Raw genomic sequence first — 22,750 nt, 5'->3', positions numbered from 1 at the left:
CGACCAAGTGCAGGACATTTCCCTATACTATATGGACAGGACGAGCCGTTTAGCACCGAAAAAAGGAAAAACCGGGGTTATCTCCCCGGTTGCACAGATGCAATCAATTCCGAAACCGCTTTTTTTCCTTGCGCAATACAATCAGGCACGCCCACTCCGTCATAGGAGGCGCCTGCCACCAATATACCCGGCAGGTTCGTTTGCAGCTTCTGCCTTACGTCTTTTACCCACGCCTGATGGCCGACTACGTACGGAATCGCATTTTGCAGGCGCGTTACACTGTAAAACTCAGGCGGCTGGCGAATCGTCATGATTTTGCGCAGATCGCGCAACACGACCTCCAAAATCTCTTCATCCGTCATCTGCATGAACGATTGTTCTGTCGCTCTTCCGACAAAGCTGCGCAAAAGCGCCTTGTTTTTCGGGGCCATGTGCGGCCATTTGCGATGCGCCCACGTACAGGCCGTGATCGTCGCACCCGAGTTTCGCGGCACGATGAAGCCTGTCCCTTCCATCCCCAGCTCAATGCCGCTCTCGGGAAATGCCATCGCAATCGTCGCCACCATGTGCGGCTTGGCAGCAGGCAGAGCGGGCACACTGGCATACGGTCTGAGCAAAGGCTCCGTCACGGCGTGCGGCACCGTGAACAAGACAGCGTCCGTTTCGATCACCTGGCCGTTTTTCAAAACAAGGGTGTACTTGCCGTTCGCCTGCTTTTCCAGCTTGGCTACCCCGCTGTTTTTTTGCAACACTTCACTGGGCAAGCTTTTTTCGATGCCTTCCACAAGCGATTGCAAGCCGTTTGCGAGCGTCAGGAAAATGCCTTTTGGTTTGCCCTGCGTCTTCGCCTGCGGACGGGAATGCTTCATCGCCAAAATCAGGCTGCGGTGCTGTTTTTCCATTTGCGCAAACTGCGGGAAGCTCGCGAGCAGGCTGAGGTTGTCGAGATCGCCGGAGTAGACGCCGGACAAAAGCGGCTGAATCAGGTTGTCAATGACCTCATCACCAAGCCTGCGCCGGAAAAACTCTCCTACGGAAATGTCTTCGTTCCCTTTGGAAGCGGGCAGGATCAGGTCGAGTGCTGCGCGAATTTTGCCCGGCCAGGAGATCAGGTCTGTCGTGACAAAAGGCATCAGCCGGGTCGGCACGCCCATCACGGCCCCTTCCGGAATCGCCATCAGCCGATCCTTGTGCCAAATGTACGCCTGTCCGGTACTGTTGCGAACCAGCTCATCGGCAAGCCCCAGGTCTGCCGCCAGCTCGCCTGCACTTGTTTTCCGCTCCAAAAAGGAATCCGGCCCCAGCTCGATGACGAAGCCTTCGTGCCGCCATGTCTTGATTTTGCCGCCAAGACGGTCTTGTTCCTCGATCAGCTGAAAGCGGATCGGCAGCCGCTTGGTTTCGATCTCTTTTTGCAAGTAAAAAGCAGCGGTCAATCCGGTGATGCCGCCGCCAACAATCGTGACATGACATGATTTCTCACTCATGTGATCCATCTCCTAGTTCGCCAGCTTTTTCTCGATGGCATCAGCCAGACAGGAGATAAACGCAGGTCTGGCGTTCGGCATCGGAGGACGATGGTAATGTACACCCAGCTCTTCCGTGACTGCCTTGCATTCCATATCGTTATCGTACAAAACTTCCAGATGCTCCGCGACAAATCCGATCGGACAATAGACAAAGGAGCGGTAGCCGTGCGTCGAATACAGCTCTCTCGTCAAATCCTGGACGTCCGGGCCAAGCCACGGCTCCGGTGTATTCCCGGCGCTCTGCCAGCCGATTGCGTACCGTTCAATCCCTGCCTGCTCGGCGATCAGTCTGGCGGTCTCCTCCAGTTGCTGCGGATACGGGTCCCCGGATTTCAGAATTTTTTCCGGCAGGCTGTGCGCGGAGAAAATGACCACGGCTTGTTCGCGTTCTTCGGCTGGCATCGCAGCAAACGTGTCCTCAATCGCTTTTGCCCAGTACGCAATGAAGCCCGGCTCCTTGTACCAACTGTCGATACAGGTGATTTTCGGACCGCCGATTGCTGCGGAATGCTCACAAGCTCTGCCGTTGTATTCCTTGACGCTGTAGCTGGAGTAATGCGGAGCGAGCACCAGGCTGATCGCCTCGGTAATCCCGTCGCGCTTCATTTGTTCAACGGCGTCCTCCACGAACGGCGCGATGTGCTTGAGCCCCAGATAGCCGACAAACTCCCGGTCCGGATAGCGCTCATTCATCTCCCGCTCCAGCGCGCGCACCTGCTCGTCTGTGATGTCGGCAAACCGATTCAGGCCGTCGACTGCCTCATAACGCGCCCTCAGATCGTCCAGCAGTTCCTGCGGCGGCTTGCGGCCGCGCCGAATGTGCGTGTAGTACGGCTCAATCTCTTCCGGGCTGCGCGGCGTTCCATACGCCATCAACAAAAGCCCTGTTTTTGGCTTTGCCATCTCATACCCCTCCTGGTCACACGTCCCTTTTGTAGCTATGGATGAACGCGGTCAATTTTTGCAGCGTTTCTACTTTGGCGTCAGGGAAAACACCGTGCCCCAGATTGAAAATGAATCCCGGCTGCTTTGTTCCTTCGTCGAGAATTTCTTTTGCTTTGGCTTCGAGCTTCTCCCACGGAGCGAGCAGCAGTGTCGGGTCGAGATTGCCCTGAAGCGTTTTGGTAACGCCCATGTTTCGTGCGGTTGTAATCGAAGTGCGCCAGTCCAGACCGACAACATCGACAGGCAAGCGGTTCCAATCCAGCAGAAGATGACCCGCCCCGATCCCGAAATAGATCGTCGGTACTCCGGTTTCTTTCAGCGCCTGGAAAATTCGCGTCATCACAGGCGTAATGTACTCGCGGTAATCTTCGTCATTCAACGCGCCTACCCAGGAGTCAAACACCTGAACCGCTTGCGCCCCGGCCTTGATCTGTGCCTTCAGGTAGGTGATGGTCATGTCGCCGAGCTTGTCCATCAATGCCTGCCAGGCAGCCGGTTCGGTGTACATGAACGCCTTTGTCTTGTGGTAATGCTTGGAAGGACCGCCCTCAATCATGTAGCTGGCGAGCGTGAATGGCGCTCCCGCAAAGCCGATCAGCGGGACGGACAGCTGCTCGCGCAACAGCTTGATCGATTCCATAATATACGGCACGTGCGTTTCCGGCTCCAGGTCTTGCAGGCGCTCTACATCCGCGAGCGAGGTAATCGGATTGCCGATCACAGGCCCAACTCCCGACTCGATGTTCACATCGACCCCAATCGGCTTTAACGGCGTCATGATGTCGGCAAACAAAATGGCAGCATCCACGCCCAACTGTTCGACAGGCAAACGCGTCACTTCCGCACATACTTCCGGTATGTAGTTCATTTCAAAAAAGCTATACTTCGCGCGGATGGCGCGGTATTCGGGCTGATAGCGTCCCGCCTGGCGCATGTACCAGACAGGGACACGCTCTGTCGCCTCCCCGCGACATGCTTTCAAAAACGTATCGTTAAATGGTTTGGAAGTCATGAATAAACCTCTCTTTGCACAATAATCTATCCCATCAATATGATACCATTGGGTATTCGACAAGTAATGACTCTTTTGTGTCAAAATCTTTTCGTTTCGCGCCTCTTCCAATCCTATCCATTATTGTTTCCAGACTTTTACTATTGAATGCGAATATCTCCGGTAGAACTTTTCACAGCCAGTTTTGGACCGCCTGTCCCGACAGATGCCTTGATGTTTTGCTCTTCTCTTTTGGCAAAGGAGAGGTTGGCCCACTGGACCTCGATGTCTCCCACGTCGGATGCCAGCTCCAACTGCGCTGCTTCCGGCAGCTTTTCCACCTCAATCCGCACATCACCCGTATCCGTGCGCACGGTTACATCTTGCGTCAACTCAGGCAAGACGAGTTTGTCGATTTCACCTGTAGAGCTGTAGACGTTCAAGGTGGCGCGAATTCCAGCCAGCTTCAGATCGCCCGTATCCGTCCGCACGTCCAGGCGCTCTCCCGCATACCCGGTCAAATCGACATCACCTGCGCCGGACGATACTTTCCCCGTTTTCGCCGTGAGCACTCCGCTTTTGATGTCTCCCGTAGCCGTTTCCAGCCGAATGCTCTCGTACTCTTTTTCCGGCAGCATGATTTCCAGTCTCAAATCCTCGCTGCCTGGGTAAAACAGACTGACGAACAGCTTTTCCTGCAACTGGACGCGCAAGGTTCCGTCTTCTGTGACTTCGCTCGTCAATTGCAGCCGTTCCTTGTGTTGCTCCGAGATTTCCCCTGTCAGGCGCACAGTCGCTTGTGCCGTTTTCGTCGGCGTAATGACGAGATCCGCTGTTTCCGTCTCTATGGAGACCGCCTTGAACGGCTGCTCGATGACGCGCACATCCTCTAATTTTTTTAAGGAAAACACGAAGTGCTCCTGTCTCGCAAACAGCCAGATGAGTCCGCACACGCCCACGACAAACAACAGCAAGCTTAGTCCGAACAGTTTTCTTCCCCAATTCTTCATCTTATTTCCCCCTAATCATCTGCACGTTAAACTGCAGATACTTCAGGAACAGACGGTACAGCCATTTGGTCAACCGCAGCAAGCCTACCGCCAACATTCCCCCCAGTCCGATGGAAACCAGACTTCCGAACAAAAGCAACAGCCGTTCCGGCGACGGCGCGGGAACTCCGTATTCCATCAAAATGCCGAGCGGTGCCACCAAAAGCGACAAGGAAACGGCGTAACAGGCGACCAGCACGCCAATCAGTCCGAAAAACGGCCCCAGCACAAACACGAGATTAAAAAAGCCCAAACTGATTGTGGCAATGATCGCCCTGGACATGTTGCCAACGGACGCATTCGACTGCGCCTGATCGATCCGGTAGCCCGCAAGCAGTTCTCTCGCTACTGCTTTTGGACTGCCCAGGCTTTCGGCAATTTCGTGTTCGCTTTTTCCCTGCTTGATCCCGATCAAAAAATGCTCCGTATAATCAGCGAGAATGTCCAGACGCTCCTTGTCCGGCAATTCGCCAAGCAATGCGCCCAGCTCGTCCATAAACTCACGCCTTGTCATAGCCCAGTCCCTCCTCGATCATTTCGTTGACGCCGCTATTGAATATTCGCCATTCCAGCACGAGATCGTTCATGTACTGTCTCCCTCGCTCCGTCAGGTGATAATATTTTCGCGGCGGCCCCTCTTGCGACTCTGCCAAATAGGTTATGAAAAAGCCTTCCTGGGTCAAGCGCCGCAGCAAAGGGTATACCGTTCCTTCGGCGATATGAAACCGCTCCGAGATGCTTGCGACCAGTTCGTATCCGTATCTGTCCCGCTTTGCTGTCAAAACGAGAACACACAGCTCCAGGACACCTTTTTTAAACTGTACGTTCAATGTACATCACCCATGTCAAAGCTTACCAAAGAGGTATTGCATATTGCAAGGTACTTTATGATATAAAAGGACAGGGAGTGGATTGCCCTCCCTGTCCTTGCTTTCGTGTGCAAGCTTATTTCACTTCGACGATGCGGCCTTCCACTTTCGGATTGACCACTTTGCGTTTCATCAGACTTTCTTCCACGATGCTGTACATGGACAAGCCTGTGTTGAAGAACGGCTTTTTGAGCGATTCATAGCCGTCTCCGCCTGCTGCCAGGAAGTCGATGGTCGCTACTTTGTACGTTTTGGTCAGATCAAGCGGCTTGTCGCCTACCTTCACTTCCAGAACACGCTCGCCTGCAGGCTTGGTCGGGTTGTACGTAAAGCTCATGCCGCTAATTTGCGGGAAGCGTCCTGCGCCTGTTTCCACCTGGCTGACACCGTTCTCCAGTGCCTGCTTCAGTTCCTCGCCTGTCACTTCCACAATCGCCAGCGTATTGTTTTCGAACGGCAGCAGCGTGTACAAGTCTTTCTTCGTAATGTCGCCTGCCGGAAGTTGCGTGCGGATACCGCCGCCGTTTGCCAGCGCTACATCTGCCTCGTATCCTTTGATGGACTTGGTGCGCTCCAGCATGATGTCGGCAATCAGGTTGCCTACGTTTGTTTCCTTTGTCCGGATCAGTGCGCGATCGCCGTCGAGCGGAACCTCGGATTTCGCAATCACTACATTCATTACGGTATCAATTTTTTTCACAATTTCCTGAACCATTTTGTCAATTTCCGGGTCAGCCACGACGGTTTCATCGTATTCTTTCAGACCGCCGCTGAACGCTACCAGCTCTTTGCCCAGGTAGTACAGGTCAGCGCGTCCGAGCGATTTGCCGTACTCCCAGTCTTGTACAATGTAGGTGCCGTTTACGAGTTCAGGCGTTGTCAATGGGGTATGGGAGTGGCCGCCGACGATCAAGTCGATGCCAGGCACGTTTTTCGCGATCTCGCGGTCTACGTCCACCCCGACGTGGGAAACGACAACGACGTGATCCACTTCTTTTTTCAGCTCAGGGACAACGACTTTCGCTACCTCCACCGGATTTTTGAAGGTCAGGCCCTTGACGTTGTCAGGGTGAGTCAGCACTGGCGTGTCTTCCGCGACAAAGCCGACGAACCCGAACTTCTTGCCGCCGATCTCAGCCTTGAAGGTTGGCAGCAACAGCTCTTTGCCATCCGCCTTGAACACGTTCGCGGAGATGACCGGATGCTCCAGCATGTCACGCAGCTTGAGCAGTTGCTCGTAGCCAAAGTCAAACTCGTGGTTGCCCGCAGCCATCACGTTGTAATCGAGGCTGTTGAGGATCGGAACGACAGACTCACCTTTGAACTGGTTCACGAAAATCGTGCCTTGGAACGTATCACCCGCGTCGAGCAAGAGGAAGTTGTCGTTTTCCGCGCGCCATTCTTTCAGCAAGGTCGCAATTTTGGCAAAGCCGTATTCCTTTTGGCTTTTGTCTTCCTGAATGTGTCCGTGTGTATCGTTTGTATGCGCGATTGTAATGTGGGTCGTTGCCGCATCACCGAGAGCCTGGAAAAATTCGCCGCGCGTCACGGTCGCTTTACTGTCGAGCGCGATTTTGTAGCCGAGTTTGTCCGCCAGTTGCGCCAGCTTCGCGGACGTCAGCACCTGGCCCGGATTTTTGAAGTCATCCTGGGTTACTGCACCTTGCCCTTTTGCCCAGTCCAGATAAGGAGTCGCCCAGTGTGCGCCTTTTGCTGCTGTCCCGATTTGTGCACCTTTGAGCTTGGCGAAAACAACCGTTGCCTCCGCAAGCGTAACAGCGCGATCCAGCGCCAGGTCGCCATTTTGTCCGGCAGTGACGATCGCTTTTTTCTCCATCCAGTCAACGTGTTTGACAGGATGCAGTGGAGCTGCGAGTGCGGAGGTTGACATCAGCGATGCAAATACGACAGATGCAAACGCTGTCATCATCACGCGACGTGATTTTTTCATGCTCAAATTCCCCTCTCATCTATGTAATTTGGATAGGATAGCTCTTCCATTATAACAAAGTTTTCTAGGACAATGGTTCTCTTTTCCTGTTCTTTTCGATAAACCCGCCAATTGCTTCTGCCAACTGTTCCGGTGTTTCGAGCATGCCCATATGTCCCGCTTCGGGCAGCAATGCTTCGACGACGTTGTTTTTTTGCACCGTGAACGTTTTGGACACGGGAATGATCTGGTCCTCTGCGCCTGCGACCAACAGCACAGGCAGCGTCGTCTCCCGCAAGACGTGGTTGCGGTCCTTGCGATCGCGCATGGCGTACAGCGTCTGAATCGCTCCAATCGGGCTGGTAGCCAGGCCGATTTCCTTGGCAGCCTGTACTTCTGCTGGCATCGACGCTACATGCTGCGGGGCGAACAGTTTGGGGACGAGCGCCTTGATAAACGGCTCCATGCCGTTTTCGCGAATGCTGTCGGCTCCTTTGTTGCGGTTGGCCTTGGCCGCCTCGTCATCGGGATATGGCGTGGAATGGACCAATCCGAAGCCGAGCAGCTTGTCCGGGTAGTTTTCGGCAAAAGCGAGCGTAATGTAGCCGCCGAGCGAGTGCCCGAACAGGTGGAACTTGTCCAGGCCGACTGCCGCCGCAAAAAGCGCAATGTCTTCGGCGAACCGCTCCATCGAATACGCTTCATCCGGCGCAGAGCTGTGTCCGTGGCCACGCAAATCGACGGCGATCACGCGGTGCGAGCGCTTCAACAACGGCACGAGCTTGTCCCAGTAGTTCAGGCTGCCGCAAAAGCCGTGCAGCAAGACGATCGGCTCGCCTGTTCCTTCCTCCACATACGCCAGTTTGACGCCGTTTGTCAGTTGTGCTTTTTTTCTCATCTGCATCTGCTCCTTTCTGCTATCTGCGCGTAAACCGCTTCATTCCTTTGGAGATGAACTGCTCTTTCTTGTCGCTTGCATCCAGGAAAAACTTGCAGGCCCTTTTGGCAGGAAAACTTTTTCCTGGCCCGCCGGAGCTTTCCATTTAGTAGGATTACCAAACGCGAAAATCCCATGATCGATTCCGTACCACTTGTACATCTCGTCCCTGTTTTTTACAAGATACTTAGACCCGTTGCTTAACGGAGTGGGATGACTTTTTCGTACGCGTTCTCTGCTCTCTGCCGCATGATCCCTCTTTGCTCCCCTCCTATTCTCAGACAGGATGGCAAATTCCTGCTGTGCATCATGTTTCTTAACAGAAAAAACACCTCCCGCAAATCAGTCAGGAGGTGCTTGCTTATGTTTTGGGCGCCCGCTTTAGGCTTTCAGCGTTTTTTGCATCGCGCGGTAGCTTGCTTCAATCGTGTGCTCAATATCTTCCTCGGTATGCGCCAGCGAGACGAACATCCCTTCGAACTGGGACGGCGGAAGCATGACGCCTTCGTCCAGCATGTTGCTGAAGTAAGCGGAAAAACGTTCCAGATCAGCCGTTTTCGCTGTTTCGTAGTTGATGACAGGCGTATCGGTAAAGAACAGGCAAACCATGGAGCCGATCCGGTTCATCGTGTGCGGAATCCCCAGCTTGCGGGCGTTTTCCGCAAGACCTTCCCCGAGACGTGCCGACATTTTTTCCAGATATTCATATACCCCCGGCTTGCTCAGCTCTTGCAGCGTGGTCAGGCCTGCCGCCATCGCCAGCGGGTTGCCGGAGAGCGTTCCCGCCTGGTAGATCGGCCCTGCCGGAGCAATCTGCTGCATGATCTCCCGTTTGCCGCCGTAGGCTCCTACCGGAAGACCGCCGCCGATGACTTTGCCCATCGTGGTCAGGTCTGGCGTGATGCCGTACAGCTGTTGGGCACCGCCAAGCGCTACGCGGAAGCCCGTCATGACTTCATCGAAAATGAGCAGCGTGCCGTATTTCGCCGTAATCTCGCGCAACCCTTCCAAAAAGCCGGGCAGTGGCGGTACGACACCCATATTGCCGCCAATCGGCTCCACGATGACAGCCGCCAGGTCGTCGCCGAACGTTTCGAAGGCGAGCTTCACACTGTCCAAATCGTTGTAAGGAACCGTGATCGTATTCAAAGCTGTCCCTTCCGGCACGCCAGGGCTATCCGGCAGACCGAGCGTGGCGACACCGGAGCCTGCCTTAATCAGCAAGCTGTCCGCATGGCCGTGGTAGCAGCCTTCGAACTTCATGATTTTGTTGCGCTTCGTATAGCCGCGTGCGAGGCGCAGGGCGCTCATTGTCGCCTCTGTCCCGGAGTTGACCATGCGCACGACTTCTACGGACGGCACCAGCTCGCATACGAGCTTGGCCATTTCGGTTTCGCGCTCTGTCGGCGCACCGAAGCTCGTGCCCAGCGCCGCCACTTCCGTAATCGCGGCCAGTACGCGCGGATGCGCATGTCCGAGAATGAGCGGTCCCCAGGAGCCGATGTAGTCAATGTAGCTGTTGCCGTCCACATCAAAAATCCGGGAGCCTTCCCCTTTGGCAATGTAGACCGGATTGCCGCCCACGCTCTTGAACGCCCGCACCGGGCTGTTCACTCCGCCTGGTATGTATTTCTGTGCTTCTGCAAACAACTGCGTCGATTTTTCTCTTGTCATCGCTTCCTCACCTCGCCAGCCATTTTGCAACATCTTTGGCATGGTACGTAATAATCAGGTCCGCACCAGCCCGTTTGAAGCCAACCAACGTTTCCATCACGATCCGTTCTTCGTCGATCCAGCCGTTTTGCGCAGCGGCTTTGACCATGGAATACTCGGCGCTCACATTGTAGGCGACGATCGGCAGGTTGAAGTTTTCACGCAGACGCAGCACCATGTCCATGAAGGCCAGTCCTGGCTTCACGATCAAGAAGTCTGCCCCTTCCTTCACATCGGAAGCCGCTTCGCGCAAGCCTTCGCGTGCGTTTGCCGGGTCCATCTGATAGCTCTTGCGGTCGCCAAACTGCGGTGTCGATCCAGCCGCATCGCGGAATGGTCCGTAGAAGGAGGATGCGTATTTCACTGCGTAGGACATGATCGGAATGTGCTGGAAGCCCGCTTCGTCCAACGCTTCGCGGATGGCGATCACGAAGCCGTCCATCATGTTGGAAGGCGCAATGATGTCCGCCCCGGCTTTTGCCTGGGACACAGCAGTCTTGCCCAACAGCTCGAGCGTCTCGTCATTGACGACTTCGCCCTCGTGAATGACGCCGCAATGTCCGTGATCGGTGTATTCACACAGGCACGTATCGGCAATCACAATCATTTCCGGATGGTCTTTTTTGATCTGCCGAATGGCTTGCTGTGTAATCGCCTCGTCATTGTAGGCTTCTGTTCCGCAAGCGTCCTTGTGCGATGGCACGCCAAACATCAGTACCGACTGAATGCCCAGCTCCGCGATTTCCTTCATTTCTTCCGCCAACATATCCAGGGAGAGCTGATACACGCCTGGCATGGAAGCAATCTCGTTTTTAATCCCGGTCCCTTCCACCACAAACAGAGGATAAATCAGATCCTCCACGCGAACGTGATTTTCCCGTACCAGATTGCGCATTGCCGCGCTTTTGCGCAGGCGGCGATGACGATCAAATGTAAGTGCCATGTCAATTCCCTCCCAGATTCTCTCGTAAAGCTTCCAGCAGTCCATCCACGGTGTACTCGCTTGCGACCACATCGACGGCTAGTCCGTTTTTTCTGGCTGTCTCGGCCGTGATCGGACCGATGCAGGCAATCCGCACCTGATCCAACCAGCCTGGCGAGGCAAACGGCGCCAGCGCCTGGATGAAATGAGTCACGGTAGATGAACTGGTAAACAAAATGACATCAATCCGGCCTTCTTGCAGCTGTTGCGCCGCTTCCGGCGCCAATGTCCCGTCGATCACCGTGTGATAGACGTCTACCTCTGTCACGACAAGCCCCAGCTCCTTCAGCTCTGCCGGCAAAGCCTTGCGCGCAATATCGGCTCGCGGCAGCAGTACACGCTGCCCTGGTTGCAGCTGGTCATGCAAGCTGGCAAGCAACCCTTCCGCGACATAATCGGAGGGAATGACTGCAACCGCAAGCCCGTGCTTTGTCAGAGCCTGTGCGGTTTTTGGCCCGACTGCGGCGAGCTTCCCGGAAAACGACGCGAAGCTGGCTCCCACCTGCTCCATTCGCTCCAGAAAAAACCGCACGCCATTGACACTGGTAAACATCACCCAGTCGTAGCTCGCAAGCTCCCGGATGGCTTCGTCGAGCTTGGTCTTGTCTGCGGGCGGAATCATTTTCAAGAGCGGAAAGGCATACGCCTCTCCGCCCAGCCGCTCGATTTTATCCACCAGCTCCTGCACCTGGCTTTTCGCCCGCGTCACCATGATGCGCTTGCCCGCAAGCGGCCCGCGCGATCCATCGGTTGTCATTGCTCGTTCTCCCGCAGCAACTGTGCGAGCACCTCGCCAGCTCCTTGCGCCAGAAGCGCTTCCGCTACCTGCACGCCGAGCGCCAGTGGATCGCGGCCAGTCGCCGTGTTTTTGAACATTTGTTTTCCGTCTGGCGAGCCGACCATTCCGGTCAAGGTGATCTGCTTGTCTTCGCCAACCGTTGCGTATGCCCCGATTGGAACCTGGCAGCCGCCTTGCAGCTTGTGCAGGAAGCTGCGCTCGGCTGTCACCGCCAGTCGCGTCGGTTCGTCGTCGAGCTGCTTCAACAAGGCCAGCGTCTCTTCGTCGTCAGCGCGGCATTCGATGGCGAGCGCTCCCTGACCTACTGCGGGCAGGCTGATTTCCACAGGCAAATACTGCGAGATGTTTCCTTCGTAGTTGACGCGCTCAAGACCCGCTGCCGCCAGGATGATCGCATCAAAGTTGCCTTCTTCCAGCTTGCGGATGCGCGTATCAATGTTGCCGCGCAGCGATTCGATCTGAATATCCGGGCGATAGGCGAGAAGTTGTGCGCTGCGGCGCAGGCTGCTCGTGCCAACCAAAGCTCCCTCTTTCAGTTCATCCAACGTCTTGCCATCCAGGGACAAGAGAACGTCTCGTGGGTCAACCCGCTTCGGAATCGCACCGATCACAAGGCCCTCCGGCAATTCAGCCGGCATGTCCTTCAAGCTGTGCACCGCAAAATCCGTTTCCTTATCGTACAGGGACTGTTCGATTTCTTTGACAAAAAGCCCTTTTCCGCCAACCTTGGACAGCGTCACATCGAGAATGCGGTCGCCCTTCGTCACGATTTCGTGCAGCTCAAATTCAGCTTGCGGCGCGATCTCCTTCAGTTTTTGCACAACCCAATTCGTCTGGGTGAGCGCCAGCTTGCTGCGACGCGTCCCTACTTTCCATTTTCCCATGACAGCCTCCTTGATGAACAGCCACTACCACCAGCTGTGAAATGTAGAAGTCGTAATGCCTAAAAAGTTGATGAGCAAAAGCAAAAACGCGAGGACGTTCCACTGGGCCAGTCTGCGCATTTGCAGCGTATCCCGATAGCGTTTGTACAGCCAGAACGAATAGCTGGCCAAAACAAGCATGGAAGTAACCACCTTGGAGTCCAGCCAAAACTTTTCCGGCAGTACCATTTTTCCCCAAATAATCCCCAGTACAATCGAAAGAAGCAGCATCGGCACGCCGAGCATATTCATCCGATAGGCGTAGCCCTCCAACTGGTCGAGGCTGGGCAGCCTGCGCAGAAGCGGATTCCAGCGACGCCCCTTGAGCATCTTATGCTGCAACAGGTACATGGCGGAAAAGATCATCGACAGCGAAAATGCACCGTAGCTGAACATCGCCAGCGTCACGTGCGTCAAGAGCAGCTCCGAGGTCAAGACGTCAGATACGGCGACGATGGGCGTCTCTGGCAAGAACATCGACATGACCAGGACGACAAACCCGATGATATTTGTAAAAAAAACCAGTAAATCGATGCGAAAAAAATAGTGTAAGACAAGTGACAAACTTACCAGCACCCACGAGTAAAAAAAGAGCGTCTCGAACAGCGTAATGACAGGAAAGTAAGCTTTCATCACGGTCTGCGACACAAAAAAAGCTGTTTGCAAGGCCCAAACGACAATAAGCAACCCGAAAGCCAGACGATTGACTTTCCGGTTGCTTTGCAAGAAGTCGTTAAAATAGAAGAGAACACTTGCAGCGTAGAGAAAGATCGTCAGGTCGTAGATCCATCTCACCTCGGCCATGCACTCTCTCCCCTCTTTCCCCTATCGGTTTCTATCGATGGCAATCTATCTTTCTTTTCAAAGAAGAGAAGCTCTTATTTCGGCACGCGGGAAGCCAGAACCTGCTCGCGAGCTGCCGGCTGCTTGCTTTTGTCGTCTGCCCAGAGCGCTTCTTGCTCTTTGCGCTCCAAAATTTCTTCCAGGGCAAACATCTTGGTGAAAATATCCAGCACTTCCTCGCCGGATTTGGTTGCTGCCATTTCCTTCAGGCGCACGACCGGATCATGCATGAGCTGGTTGACGATGCCTTTCGTCGTCTTGCGGATGATGTGCATTTCCCGCTCGGTCAAATTCGGCAGCTTGTTTTCAATCTTGCGCATCGCTTCGCCATGAATACTGAGCGTCTTTTCACGCAGCGCGGCAATCAGGGGCGCTACACCCAGCGTCTGATACCAGGTCGTAAAGGCCACAATCTCTTCTTCAATCATCGCATCGAGCCGTTCTGCTTCCCGCGAACGTTCTGCGATATTGCTTGCGACAATTCCTTCCAGATCATCGATGTCGTACAAAAAGACGTTATCCAGCTCGTGCAGGTCAGGATTCAGGTCACGGGGAACCGCAATGTCCACCATGAACAGCGGACGGTGTTTTCTTTGCTTCATGATCGGTGCCAGATCCTTTTTGCCCAGGATGTATCCGGTCGCTCCCGTAGAGCTGATGACGATGTCGGCAGTGAGCAGCGCCTCCGGCAACTGCTCCATCGTACAGGAATCTCCCTTGAATTTTTCCGCCAAAAGCTGTGCCCGCTCCAATGTGCGGTTTGCCACCATGACGCGCTCGGAACCATTGGCGTGCAAATGTTTGGCCGTCAGCTCGCTCATCTTGCCCGCTCCGACAATCAGGACAGACTTCCCGGCAAAAGAGCCGAAAATCTTTTTCCCCAGTTCGACGGCAGCATAGCTGACCGATACGGCATTTTGTCCGATTGCGGTCTCCGTATGCGCGCGCTTGGCAAATGTAATCGCTTGCTTGAACAGCGTGTTGAACACCGTCCCCGTCGTTTTCAGCTCCTGTGCCATCAGGAACGCATCGCGGACTTGTCCGAGAATTTGCGTCTCGCCCATCACCATGGAATCGAGACCGGCAGACACTCTGAACAAATGTTCAATTGCCTGTTCATTTTCTTTTATATAAAGGTGAGCTTTGAATTTCTCTTTTTCGACACCGAACCATTCTGCCAAAAAGCGAAGGGTATAGTCACGGCCGATATTGGCCTGATCGCAGACGACATACAGTTCGGTACGGTTACATGTCCCGAGGATGACACATTCTGCAATACTCTTCGTCTGGGAGAGAAGATGAAGAGCGCGTGCAGTCCCATCATCGCTGAATGTAAACTTTTCGCGAACTTCGACAGGCGCTGTTTTGTAGTTTAAGCCCAGCAAAAGAATATCCATAGTGTCCTCCCAGAATGACAATCGTGCATACGCCATGTGTAAAATGCACTATTATTATATCATTATGTCCCGAGTCAGCCACGAGTAATTGTGAAAAGTTTTTTAACTGAACGCACTTTTGGGCGCTTCCCTTGTCGAAAAAACAGCTTTCAACCGGCTGCAAAAAGCGACAAAATCGCGAATGAATCGGCTTGAAATCCGGCTTTGAATCACGTATGATGCTGGCTATACGTCTCAAATATGAAATTTTATAAACAGTCCGACGGAGAGGAGAGAAAACAGACATTGAGAAAACCATGGATGGCGGATATAACGCTGCTTTTCATCGCTTTTATCTGGGGCACGACGTTTTTGGTTGTGCAGCAGGCAATCGCCTCCCTGCCTCCCAATACGTTCAACGCGGTGCGCTTCACGGTGGCCGCCCTGTTTTTGCTCGTCATCTTGCTGATACGCTCGCGCCACCAGCTTGCAACCTTTCGCGGCCCGCTCATTCGCTCCGGCATCATTCTCGGCTTTTGGCTCTGTCTCGGCTACGCGCTGCAAACGGTCGGCCTCTTGTACACGACGCCATCCAAAGCCGGATTCATTACGGGCCTGTCTGTCGTACTTGTTCCGCTGTTCTCCTTTTTGCTATTGCGAGACAAGATCAAGCCTGTGGCGGTGATCGGCGTCATCCTCGCAGCAGCAGGCTTGTATCTGCTGACACAGAACCATAGCTTCTCCTTCAACTTGGGGGATGTTCTCGTTTTCGGCTGCGCGATTTGCTTCGCCTTGCAGATCGTTTTTACCGGAAAATACGCGCCGCACTTTGCGGCATTGCCGCTGGCAATCGTTCAGCTCGGGACTGTTGCCGTCATGAGCTGGGTCTACGCCTTTTTCTTCGAGGACTGGGGCCGTGCGTTTGATCCGGCGATCCTGCTCGCCCCGGAAGTGGCCATGGGGCTGATCGTTACTTCGATTTTTGCAACCGCCCTCGCCTTTTTGGCCCAGACGGCTTTGCAAAAGCAAACGAGTTCAACGCGGGTGGCGCTCATTTTCGCCCTTGAACCTGTGTTCGCTGCACTGACTTCGTACGTCTTTATCCACGAGGTATTAAGCGGCAGACAGTTGACCGGCTGTCTGATGATTTTTACCGGCATGATTTTGGCAGAGCTACCGATTGGACAATGGCTCGCACAGTCACGCGCGCGCAAAGGCAAGGCAAAAGAAGGCCGAGAGTCTGCCTGAAATGACAAAGAAGGTTCCTTCTCCCTAACCGGAAAGGAACCTTTTTTGTGCAAGCGAAAAAAGCCCTGATCCAGCAGTCAGTCACTGGTCAGTTGCTTTTTCGTAGTTCCTGCAAAATCGCGTCAACAAACAGTTGCATGACCTGGCCGCATACTTTTTGCGGCAAGCGCTCCGTGCGCCTGATCCACTGTTTGAGCCGCAGCAGGTGATAGGCGGCTTGCGGGATTTTGCCGCTAGTACCGTGGTCGATCAGGGCGACGGCGGCCTGGCCGACTTTTGCCCAGTGGCGGTATTTTTCGATCCAGGGCCGCGCTTCCTGCGCGAGCTTGCGGTTGCGCATCCCGCCGAGCAGTTGCTGGGCGGTTTGCTCCATTTCACGGAACAGCAAAGTCAGCTCGGACACCGCCTTGTTCCGATCTCCCTGCAAAAACTGGAAGCGAAAGGAAAGGAACGCTTCGAGCAGGCGCGGCGACTCGACTTCGCACAAAAACGAGCCTTGCACATTATCTGCAAACGCAAAAAAGGCTGCGGCATCGTCCTTGCCTGCCACCTCCTCCACCGCCTGCTTCCAGGCCACGGTCGGATCATAGCCTTGCGGATCGCGCAAATAGGCCGCCGTTGTCGCCAACGGAATTTTCGAGCATTCCGCAAGCGACATCGCATTGGCCACGTAGCCTGCGGCGTGCTGCCACAAGTCCGGATCGCGATGGCGCAAGGGACCGATGTGCAGCTCATTTGCCATCGCGAGGTCGTTGACCGGGTAGTTATCCCAGTAAAACGGCTTGTGCCCCGTGTACTCCGCGAAGCGAACGGCATCCCCGTCCGTGAGATACGGCGAGCAGACAAACCGCCCCGTCCAGAACACGTCAATCGCTTCGGGCAAATGCTGGCCAAGGTACCGGATGTACGGCTCTTTGCCAATGCCGTTGTACTGCGTCGGGCAGACGACCAGCTTGACGGGTTCTCCCCACTCCTGCATCAGCTCATACACGCGCCGGGCTGTCTGCACGTGAGCATCTGCGAGATGGGCAAACTGCGCGACATCCCGTTCATGCAGCAGCTGCATCGGGATGTCGTCGAACAACAAGGAAAAATACCGGACGCCTTTGTCGTACATCGTCCGATATTTTTTGACAAGCAACTCTGTGTGAGCCGGATTTGCATATTCCATGCTGAGGCCAGGACTTACACCATACACAAACTGCATACCCCGCCCCGCCGTGCTGGCAATCAATTCGTCCAGTTGGCGCATCGCCGCTTCCGGATGCGGCTCCATCCATCGCTCCCGCAGAAACACATCGTCCTTGGGCGCGTAGAAATACGCATTGTAGTCGTGGCGATGCAAAAAGTCAATCATGTCCAGCCGCTCTGCATGCGTCCAGGGCGTTCCGTAGAAGCCTTCGATCACACCGCGTACGGCAAAGCAAGCCAGTTTGCTCACAAAGCTGCCTCCCCTTCCCACTTGCGGATTGGGTCTTTGACTGTATCTGTTTTACTGTTCCGTCTCGCTTGCCGCAGCAGGAACAGAAGCGTCCGCCGCCTCTCTTCCTTCCTCTGCCGCAGGCTGGTCTTTTTCGCGCAGACGGCGAAGGATTTCTCCCCACAGCTCATCCTTGCCTTGTCCTGTTTCCGAAGAAAACACGATGAGCGTATCGTCGCCGCGCATGTTCAAGGTCTGGCGGATGATCTTGGTGTGCTGCAGCCAGCGGCCGCGCGCAATTTTGTCGCCCTTGGTCGCAACCACTACGGTCGGGATGCCGATTTGCTTGCACCAATCGTACATCGCCACGTCGTCCTTGGATGGAGCATGACGGATGTCGACCAGTTGGATGACGAACCGCAACTGTTCCCGGTTTTTCAAATAGCCCTCGATCATCTTTCCCCACTGTTCCTTGATCGTCTTCGCGACCTTGGCGTATCCGTAGCCGGGAAAGTCGACGAAATAGAGCATCTGGTTGACGCGGAAGTAGTTCAGCGTCTGGGTCTTCCCTGGCCGCGAGCTGGTGCGCGCGAGCCCTTTGCGGTTCATCATTTTGTTGAGCAGGGAAGATTTGCCCACATTGGAGCGGCCGACGAGAGCGATCTCGTGCAGGCCGTCCTGCGGGTATTGCTTAGGTCCGACAGCGCTGATAACGAACTCCGCAGAAGTTATTTTCATGCTTTTTCACCTGCTGTCGGCTGTCTGGTCAGGGCGTGGCGCAACACTTCATCCAGGTGCTCGACCGGATAGAAGGTCAGTTCATTACGCACGCTCTCCGGAATATCTTCGATGTCTTTCTCGTTGTCTTTTGGCAAAATAATCGTCGTCAAGCCAGCACGATGGGCGGACATGCACTTTTCCTTCAGGCCGCCAATCGGCAAAACTCTTCCGCGCAGTGTGATTTCGCCCGTCATCCCCACTTCTTTTTTCACAGGGATATGGGTGAGCGCCGATACAAGCGCGGTAGCCATCGTAATCCCCGCAGACGGACCGTCTTTTGGTATCGCGCCCTCCGGAACGTGGATGTGGATGTCGTTTTTCTCGTGGAAAGCCGGGTCAATTCCCCACTGGTCGGCACGGGAGCGAATGTAGCTGAAGGCCGCCTGCGCAGATTCCTTCATGACGTCGCCCAGCTTTCCAGTCAAGGTGAGCTTGCCTTTTCCCGGCAGGATGCTGACCTCTACGTTCAGCGTATCGCCGCCTGCCTGTGTCCAGGCAAGACCCGTCACGGAGCCGATCTGGTCTTTTTTCTCTGCCAGGCCATAGCGGTAGCGCGGTTTGCCAAGCAGCCCCTCCAGTGTCTTCGCGGTGACGACGACGCGCTTTTTCTCCCCGCTGACAATCAGCTTGGCGGCTTTGCGGCAAATGTTGGCCGCTTCCCGGTTCAGGTTGCGCACCCCGGCTTCGCGCGTGTACAGACGGATGAGCTTCAGCATGGCGTCTTCGTGCACTTGCAGCTTATCCTTGCCGAGTCCGTGCTCTTCCATCTGCTTCGGCAGCAAGTATCCGCGCATGATGTTGAGCTTCTCCAGCTCGGTGTAGCCCGAGATCGAAATGACCTCCATCCGGTCGAGCAGCGGACGTGGAATCGTGTCGAGGCTGTTCGCTGTAGTGATGAACATGACATTGGTCAAGTCGTACGTCTCTTCGATATAGTGGTCGCTGAACTTGTCGTTTTGATTCGGGTCCAGCACTTCCAGGAGCGCCGATGCAGGATCGCCCCGGAAATCGGATGCCAGCTTGTCGATCTCATCCAGCAAAAAGACCGGATTGATCGTGCCCGCCTGCTTCATCCCCTGGATGATACGGCCCGGCAGAGCACCCACATAAGTGCGGCGATGTCCGCGAATCTCTGCTTCGTCACGCACACCCCCGAGCGAAATGCGCACGAACTTGCGCTCCAGCGCGCGTGCGATCGAGCGGGCGAGCGAGGTTTTCCCGACGCCGGGAGGTCCAACCAGACAAAGAATCGGCCCGCGCATGGAGTTAACGAGCTTTTGCACCGCCAAATATTCCAGGACGCGTTCTTTCGGCTTTTCCAGTCCGTAGTGATCCTCGTCGAGCACTTCTTGCGCGTGGTGAATGTCCAGATTGTCCTCTGTCTTCTTCGTCCACGGCAGGGCGAGCAGCGTGTCGATATACGTGCGGATGACAGACCCTTCCGCAGAAGTGGTCGGCATCTTCTCCAGACGATCCAGCTCTTTTTCGATCTTGGTCTTGATTCTTTCCGGAGCGTCCGATTTTTCCAGCTGAGCGCGCAGTTCATCCACTTCGCCCTGACGGCCGTCCTTGTCGCCGAGCTCTTTTTGAATGGCCTTCATCTGCTCGCGCAGGTAGTATTCTTTTTGCGTGCGCTCCATCTGCTTTTTCACGCGATTGCTGATCTTGCGCTCCAGCTCCAGCACCTCGCGCTCGTTGTTCAGGATTTCCAACAGAATTTCGAGCCGCTCCTTGATGTTGACCGTCTCCAAAATCTCCTGTTTGTCCTTCATTTTCAGCGGCAGGTGGGAGGCAATCACGTCAGCCAGTCGCCCTGGCTCTTCGATGTCTGTCACGGATGTAAGCGTCTCGGGGGAAACCTTTTTCGACAGCTTGATGTATTGCTCGAAATGGCTCAGCAGCGAGCGCATCAGCGCTTCTACTTCGTTTTCCTCCGCTTTTTCCTCTTCCAAGTATGTAATGGACACGACGAAATAATCTTCCTGTTGAAGATATTCCTCAATTTTTGCGCGTTGCAGTCCCTCCACCAGCACACGGATTGTGCCGTTTGGCAGCTTCAACATTTGTTTCACACGCGCAACGGTACCGATGCTGTAGATTTGCTCTGCATCTGGCTCCTCTATGTGTACCTCTTCCTGTGTCGCAAGCAAAATCTTGTTGTCGTCCACCATGGCTTGCTCCAGTGCGCGGATGGACTTTTCCCGTCCAACGTCCAGGTGGAGTACCATAGTCGGATACACAAGCAATCCTCGCAACGGGAGAAGCGGTAATTCTCGTTTACCGGAACGTTCGCCCAAGCGGATGCACCTCTCCTTGTTGATCTATCCCTTCTTAACAAAGAGCCTGATAACAGACAAAAACGGCTCCCAAAGCCGTTTTTTGCCCACCCGGCATATCCGAATCACCCCAAACGACACACAGAAAAGACAGTCGTTCTGACGGTCCATCCCCTCATTTGGGGAGCCCGTTACAGGCCGGGTAGGGCCCCGGGCTCTTTGCAAGCAGAAGCTTTTTACCATTGTAGCGCAAACACAATCCGATGTCTAATCCACGGGCGCTTGCGACTGTCAGAGTGTCATCGGCGAGGATGCCAGATCCTTTGCCGGAATTTGCAGGGTAAATCCGGACGCCTCCTCATCCTGCACAGCGACCTTCGGCATGGCCAGTTCCATGACCTGCGAGACGGTTGAAACCGGAATGACCTCGATGCCCTTCATGTCGGCGAAAATGCTCTGCCAGTTTTCCTGCGGAATCAGCACGCGCGTCGCTCCCGCCTGACGGGCCGCCTCGACCTTGGCTACCACGCCGCCTACCGGCTTCACTTTTCCGTGAATGCTTACTTCGCCTGTCATGGCAATCAGGTTGTCGACTGGCACTTCCATGATCGCCGAGTAGATGGCGGTCGCAATGGCAATGCCCGCCGAAGGGCCATCGACCGGGACCCCGCCGGGAAAATTGATATGAAGATCGTAATCGTACGGACGAACGCCCATTCTGTGCAACACCGTCAAGACGTTTTCAATCGATCCTTTGGCCATGGACTTGCGACGAATCGTCCGGCTGCGGCTTCCCATTTCCTCTTCCTCCGCCATGCCTGTCATCGTCAATCTGCCCTGACCAGGCACTGCGGCAGGCGTTGCCGTCACTTCCAGTTCCATGACACTGCCCATGTTCGGTCCGTAAACGGCAAGTCCGTTTACCAGCCCTACCTGCGGCGTATCGTGCACCTGCTTTTCGGGACGAGGCGACTTCTGGCTGCTGTGTACGACCCACTCCACGTCCTTGGCCATGATCGTTTTGCGTTCCTCGGTAAGTGCGATTCCCGCGGCGATTTGCAGCGTGTTGATCGCTTCCCGGCCATTGGTGGCGTAGCGTTCGATAACTGCTACCGCATCGTCCTCCATGCTCATCTGCATCTTGGCAACGGCAGTGCGCACAATGCTGCCAATTTCCGGCCCCTTCAACGGACGGAAGAAAATTTCCAGACAACGGGAGCGCAAGGCAGCGGGAAGCTCTTCGGGAAGCCGCGTCGTCGCACCGACAAGTCGAAAGTCGGCTGGCAGCCCGTATTTGAACACATCGTGAATGTGCGACGGAATCTGGCTGTTTTCCTCGCTGTAGTAGGCGCTCTCCAGCATGACTTTGCGGTCTTCGAGAACTTTTAGCAGCTTGTTCATTTGGACAGGGTGAAGCTCTCCGATTTCATCGAGGAAAAGGACCCCTCCGTGCGCTTTTGTCACAGCACCCGGCTTCGGCTGGGGAATGCCCGCCTGACCGAGCGAGCCCGCCCCTTGGTAAATCGGATCGTGAACAGAACCGATCAGCGGGTCGGCAATCCCCCGCTCGTCAAACCGGGCAATCGTCGCGTCAATCTCAATAAATTTGGCGTCCGCATTAAAAGGGGACAGCTGGTTTTTCTTCGCTTCTTCCAGCACGACACGGGCAGCAGCCGTCTTGCCTACGCCCGGCGGTCCGTAGATGATGACGTGCTGCGGATTCGGTCCGCACAGCGCAGCCCGCAGTGCCCGCAGCCCGTCTTCTTGCCCGACGATTTCTTCCAGGGTAGCTGGCCGTGTTTTTTCCGACAAAGGCTCGGTCAGAGCAATCATTCTCATTTTGCGAATCGTGTCCAGGTCTTTTCGCGATTCTTTTTCCGTGGAAGTCTTTGAGTTTCTCTGCGCTCGCAGCAAATTCCAGAAGTAGGTGCCAATGACAATGCCGACAACCACTTCAATGACAGCAATGACCAACGTCGTATAGTCCATATGCAGTCCCTCCCATGCGTCCTTGCAGCTTTTGTACACATATGTAAAAGTGTCTCTTCAGCGATTATCAAGTAGTATTGCCTCGCATCCTTATGCGTAAACCATAAACCCGCAAAGCAATCTGGATGATTTTAGAAAATAGGCCCCCTTT

At 54.8% G+C, this 22,750-nt stretch carries 19 protein-coding genes; 1 reads left to right on the top strand and 18 read right to left on the bottom strand.

The features are described 5' to 3' along the window. Positions 1–77: 77 nt before the first annotated feature. The 14 genes from hemY to hemA all read right to left on the bottom strand — a co-directional run bounded on the left by hemY (position 78) and on the right by hemA (position 14,907). Entirely contained in the window at positions 78–1,487 is a 1,410-nt protein-coding gene (gene hemY, locus AAFJ72_RS07285; RefSeq protein ID WP_432776603.1) for a protoporphyrinogen oxidase, read from the bottom strand. Between the two features lie 12 nt (positions 1,488–1,499). Next, positions 1,500–2,432, bottom strand: coding sequence for a ferrochelatase (gene hemH / locus AAFJ72_RS07280; protein ID WP_432776602.1), 933 nt, complete (start codon positions 2,430–2,432; stop codon positions 1,500–1,502). A gap of 16 nt (positions 2,433–2,448) precedes the next feature. Beyond that, positions 2,449–3,486 (bottom strand): uroporphyrinogen decarboxylase, encoded by a 1,038-nt coding sequence (gene hemE, locus AAFJ72_RS07275; protein ID WP_122905892.1) that lies wholly within the window; start codon positions 3,484–3,486, stop codon positions 2,449–2,451. Between the two features lie 140 nt (positions 3,487–3,626). Next, positions 3,627–4,475: a DUF4097 family beta strand repeat-containing protein gene (locus tag AAFJ72_RS07270; protein WP_432776601.1), complete on the bottom strand. Its 849-nt coding sequence runs from the start codon at positions 4,473–4,475 to the stop codon at positions 3,627–3,629. A gap of 1 nt (position 4,476) precedes the next feature. Next, a complete protein-coding gene (locus AAFJ72_RS07265) occupies positions 4,477–5,028 on the bottom strand; it encodes an HAAS signaling domain-containing protein (RefSeq protein ID WP_122905890.1) in 552 nt (183 codons plus the stop codon). Next, the gene (locus AAFJ72_RS07260) at positions 5,015–5,344 is read right to left on the bottom strand and encodes a PadR family transcriptional regulator (protein ID WP_122905889.1); all 330 of its coding nucleotides are present in this window, start codon (positions 5,342–5,344) and stop codon (positions 5,015–5,017) included. Before AAFJ72_RS07260 ends, AAFJ72_RS07265 begins: the two co-directional genes overlap by 14 nt. Before the next feature lie 115 nt (positions 5,345–5,459). Beyond that, on the bottom strand, positions 5,460–7,334 hold the full coding sequence (locus AAFJ72_RS07255) for a bifunctional metallophosphatase/5'-nucleotidase (protein ID WP_122905888.1): 1,875 nt from the start codon (positions 7,332–7,334) through the stop codon (positions 5,460–5,462). A 64-nt stretch (positions 7,335–7,398) separates the two neighbouring features. Beyond that, a complete protein-coding gene (locus tag AAFJ72_RS07250; protein WP_432776600.1) occupies positions 7,399–8,211 on the bottom strand; it encodes an alpha/beta fold hydrolase in 813 nt (270 codons plus the stop codon). Between the two features lie 420 nt (positions 8,212–8,631). Then, on the bottom strand, positions 8,632–9,924 hold the full coding sequence (gene hemL / locus AAFJ72_RS07245) for a glutamate-1-semialdehyde 2,1-aminomutase (protein ID WP_432776599.1): 1,293 nt from the start codon (positions 9,922–9,924) through the stop codon (positions 8,632–8,634). A gap of 7 nt (positions 9,925–9,931) precedes the next feature. After that, entirely contained in the window at positions 9,932–10,906 is a 975-nt protein-coding gene (gene hemB / locus AAFJ72_RS07240) for a porphobilinogen synthase (protein WP_432776598.1), read from the bottom strand. 1 nt (position 10,907) lies between these two features. Beyond that, positions 10,908–11,702, bottom strand: a complete 795-nt coding sequence (locus AAFJ72_RS07235) for a uroporphyrinogen-III synthase (RefSeq protein WP_432776597.1) — start codon at positions 11,700–11,702, stop codon at positions 10,908–10,910. Continuing rightward, a complete protein-coding gene (gene hemC / locus AAFJ72_RS07230; RefSeq protein ID WP_432776596.1) occupies positions 11,699–12,628 on the bottom strand; it encodes a hydroxymethylbilane synthase in 930 nt (309 codons plus the stop codon). Before hemC ends, AAFJ72_RS07235 begins: the two co-directional genes overlap by 4 nt. 24 nt (positions 12,629–12,652) lie before the next feature. Further along, entirely contained in the window at positions 12,653–13,471 is an 819-nt protein-coding gene (locus AAFJ72_RS07225; RefSeq protein ID WP_122905882.1) for a cytochrome C assembly family protein, read from the bottom strand. 74 nt (positions 13,472–13,545) lie between these two features. Beyond that, positions 13,546–14,907, bottom strand: a complete 1,362-nt coding sequence (gene hemA, locus AAFJ72_RS07220) for a glutamyl-tRNA reductase (RefSeq protein WP_432776595.1) — start codon at positions 14,905–14,907, stop codon at positions 13,546–13,548. Between the two features lie 285 nt (positions 14,908–15,192). Here hemA and AAFJ72_RS07215 point away from each other — a divergent pair, with 285 nt between their 5' ends. After that, entirely contained in the window at positions 15,193–16,134 is a 942-nt protein-coding gene (locus tag AAFJ72_RS07215; RefSeq protein WP_432776594.1) for a DMT family transporter, read from the top strand. A gap of 88 nt (positions 16,135–16,222) precedes the next feature. Here the strand turns inward: AAFJ72_RS07215 and AAFJ72_RS07210 are convergent, their stop codons facing one another. From AAFJ72_RS07210 to lonB, 4 genes are all read right to left on the bottom strand, one after another. Beyond that, the gene (locus AAFJ72_RS07210) at positions 16,223–17,575 is read right to left on the bottom strand and encodes a protein O-GlcNAcase (RefSeq protein WP_122905879.1); all 1,353 of its coding nucleotides are present in this window, start codon (positions 17,573–17,575) and stop codon (positions 16,223–16,225) included. A 51-nt stretch (positions 17,576–17,626) separates the two neighbouring features. Beyond that, entirely contained in the window at positions 17,627–18,292 is a 666-nt protein-coding gene (gene yihA, locus AAFJ72_RS07205) for a ribosome biogenesis GTP-binding protein YihA/YsxC (protein WP_122905878.1), read from the bottom strand. Continuing rightward, positions 18,289–20,631 (bottom strand): endopeptidase La, encoded by a 2,343-nt coding sequence (gene lon / locus AAFJ72_RS07200; protein ID WP_122905877.1) that lies wholly within the window; start codon positions 20,629–20,631, stop codon positions 18,289–18,291. The genes yihA and lon overlap by 4 nt, the downstream gene beginning before the upstream one ends. A 270-nt stretch (positions 20,632–20,901) precedes the next feature. Further along, positions 20,902–22,599 carry an ATP-dependent protease LonB gene (lonB, locus tag AAFJ72_RS07195; RefSeq protein WP_432776593.1) on the bottom strand — a complete coding sequence of 566 codons (1,698 nt, stop codon included), beginning with the start codon at positions 22,597–22,599 and terminating at the stop codon, positions 20,902–20,904. Positions 22,600–22,750: the final 151 nt, after the last annotated feature.

It is taken from the genome of Brevibacillus gelatini (genome assembly GCF_050920745.1).
Lineage (GTDB): Bacteria > Bacillota > Bacilli > Brevibacillales > Brevibacillaceae > Brevibacillus > Brevibacillus gelatini.
The sequence above is the reverse complement of the archived record's forward strand: the minus strand, read 5'-3'. Positions and strand labels throughout refer to the sequence as shown.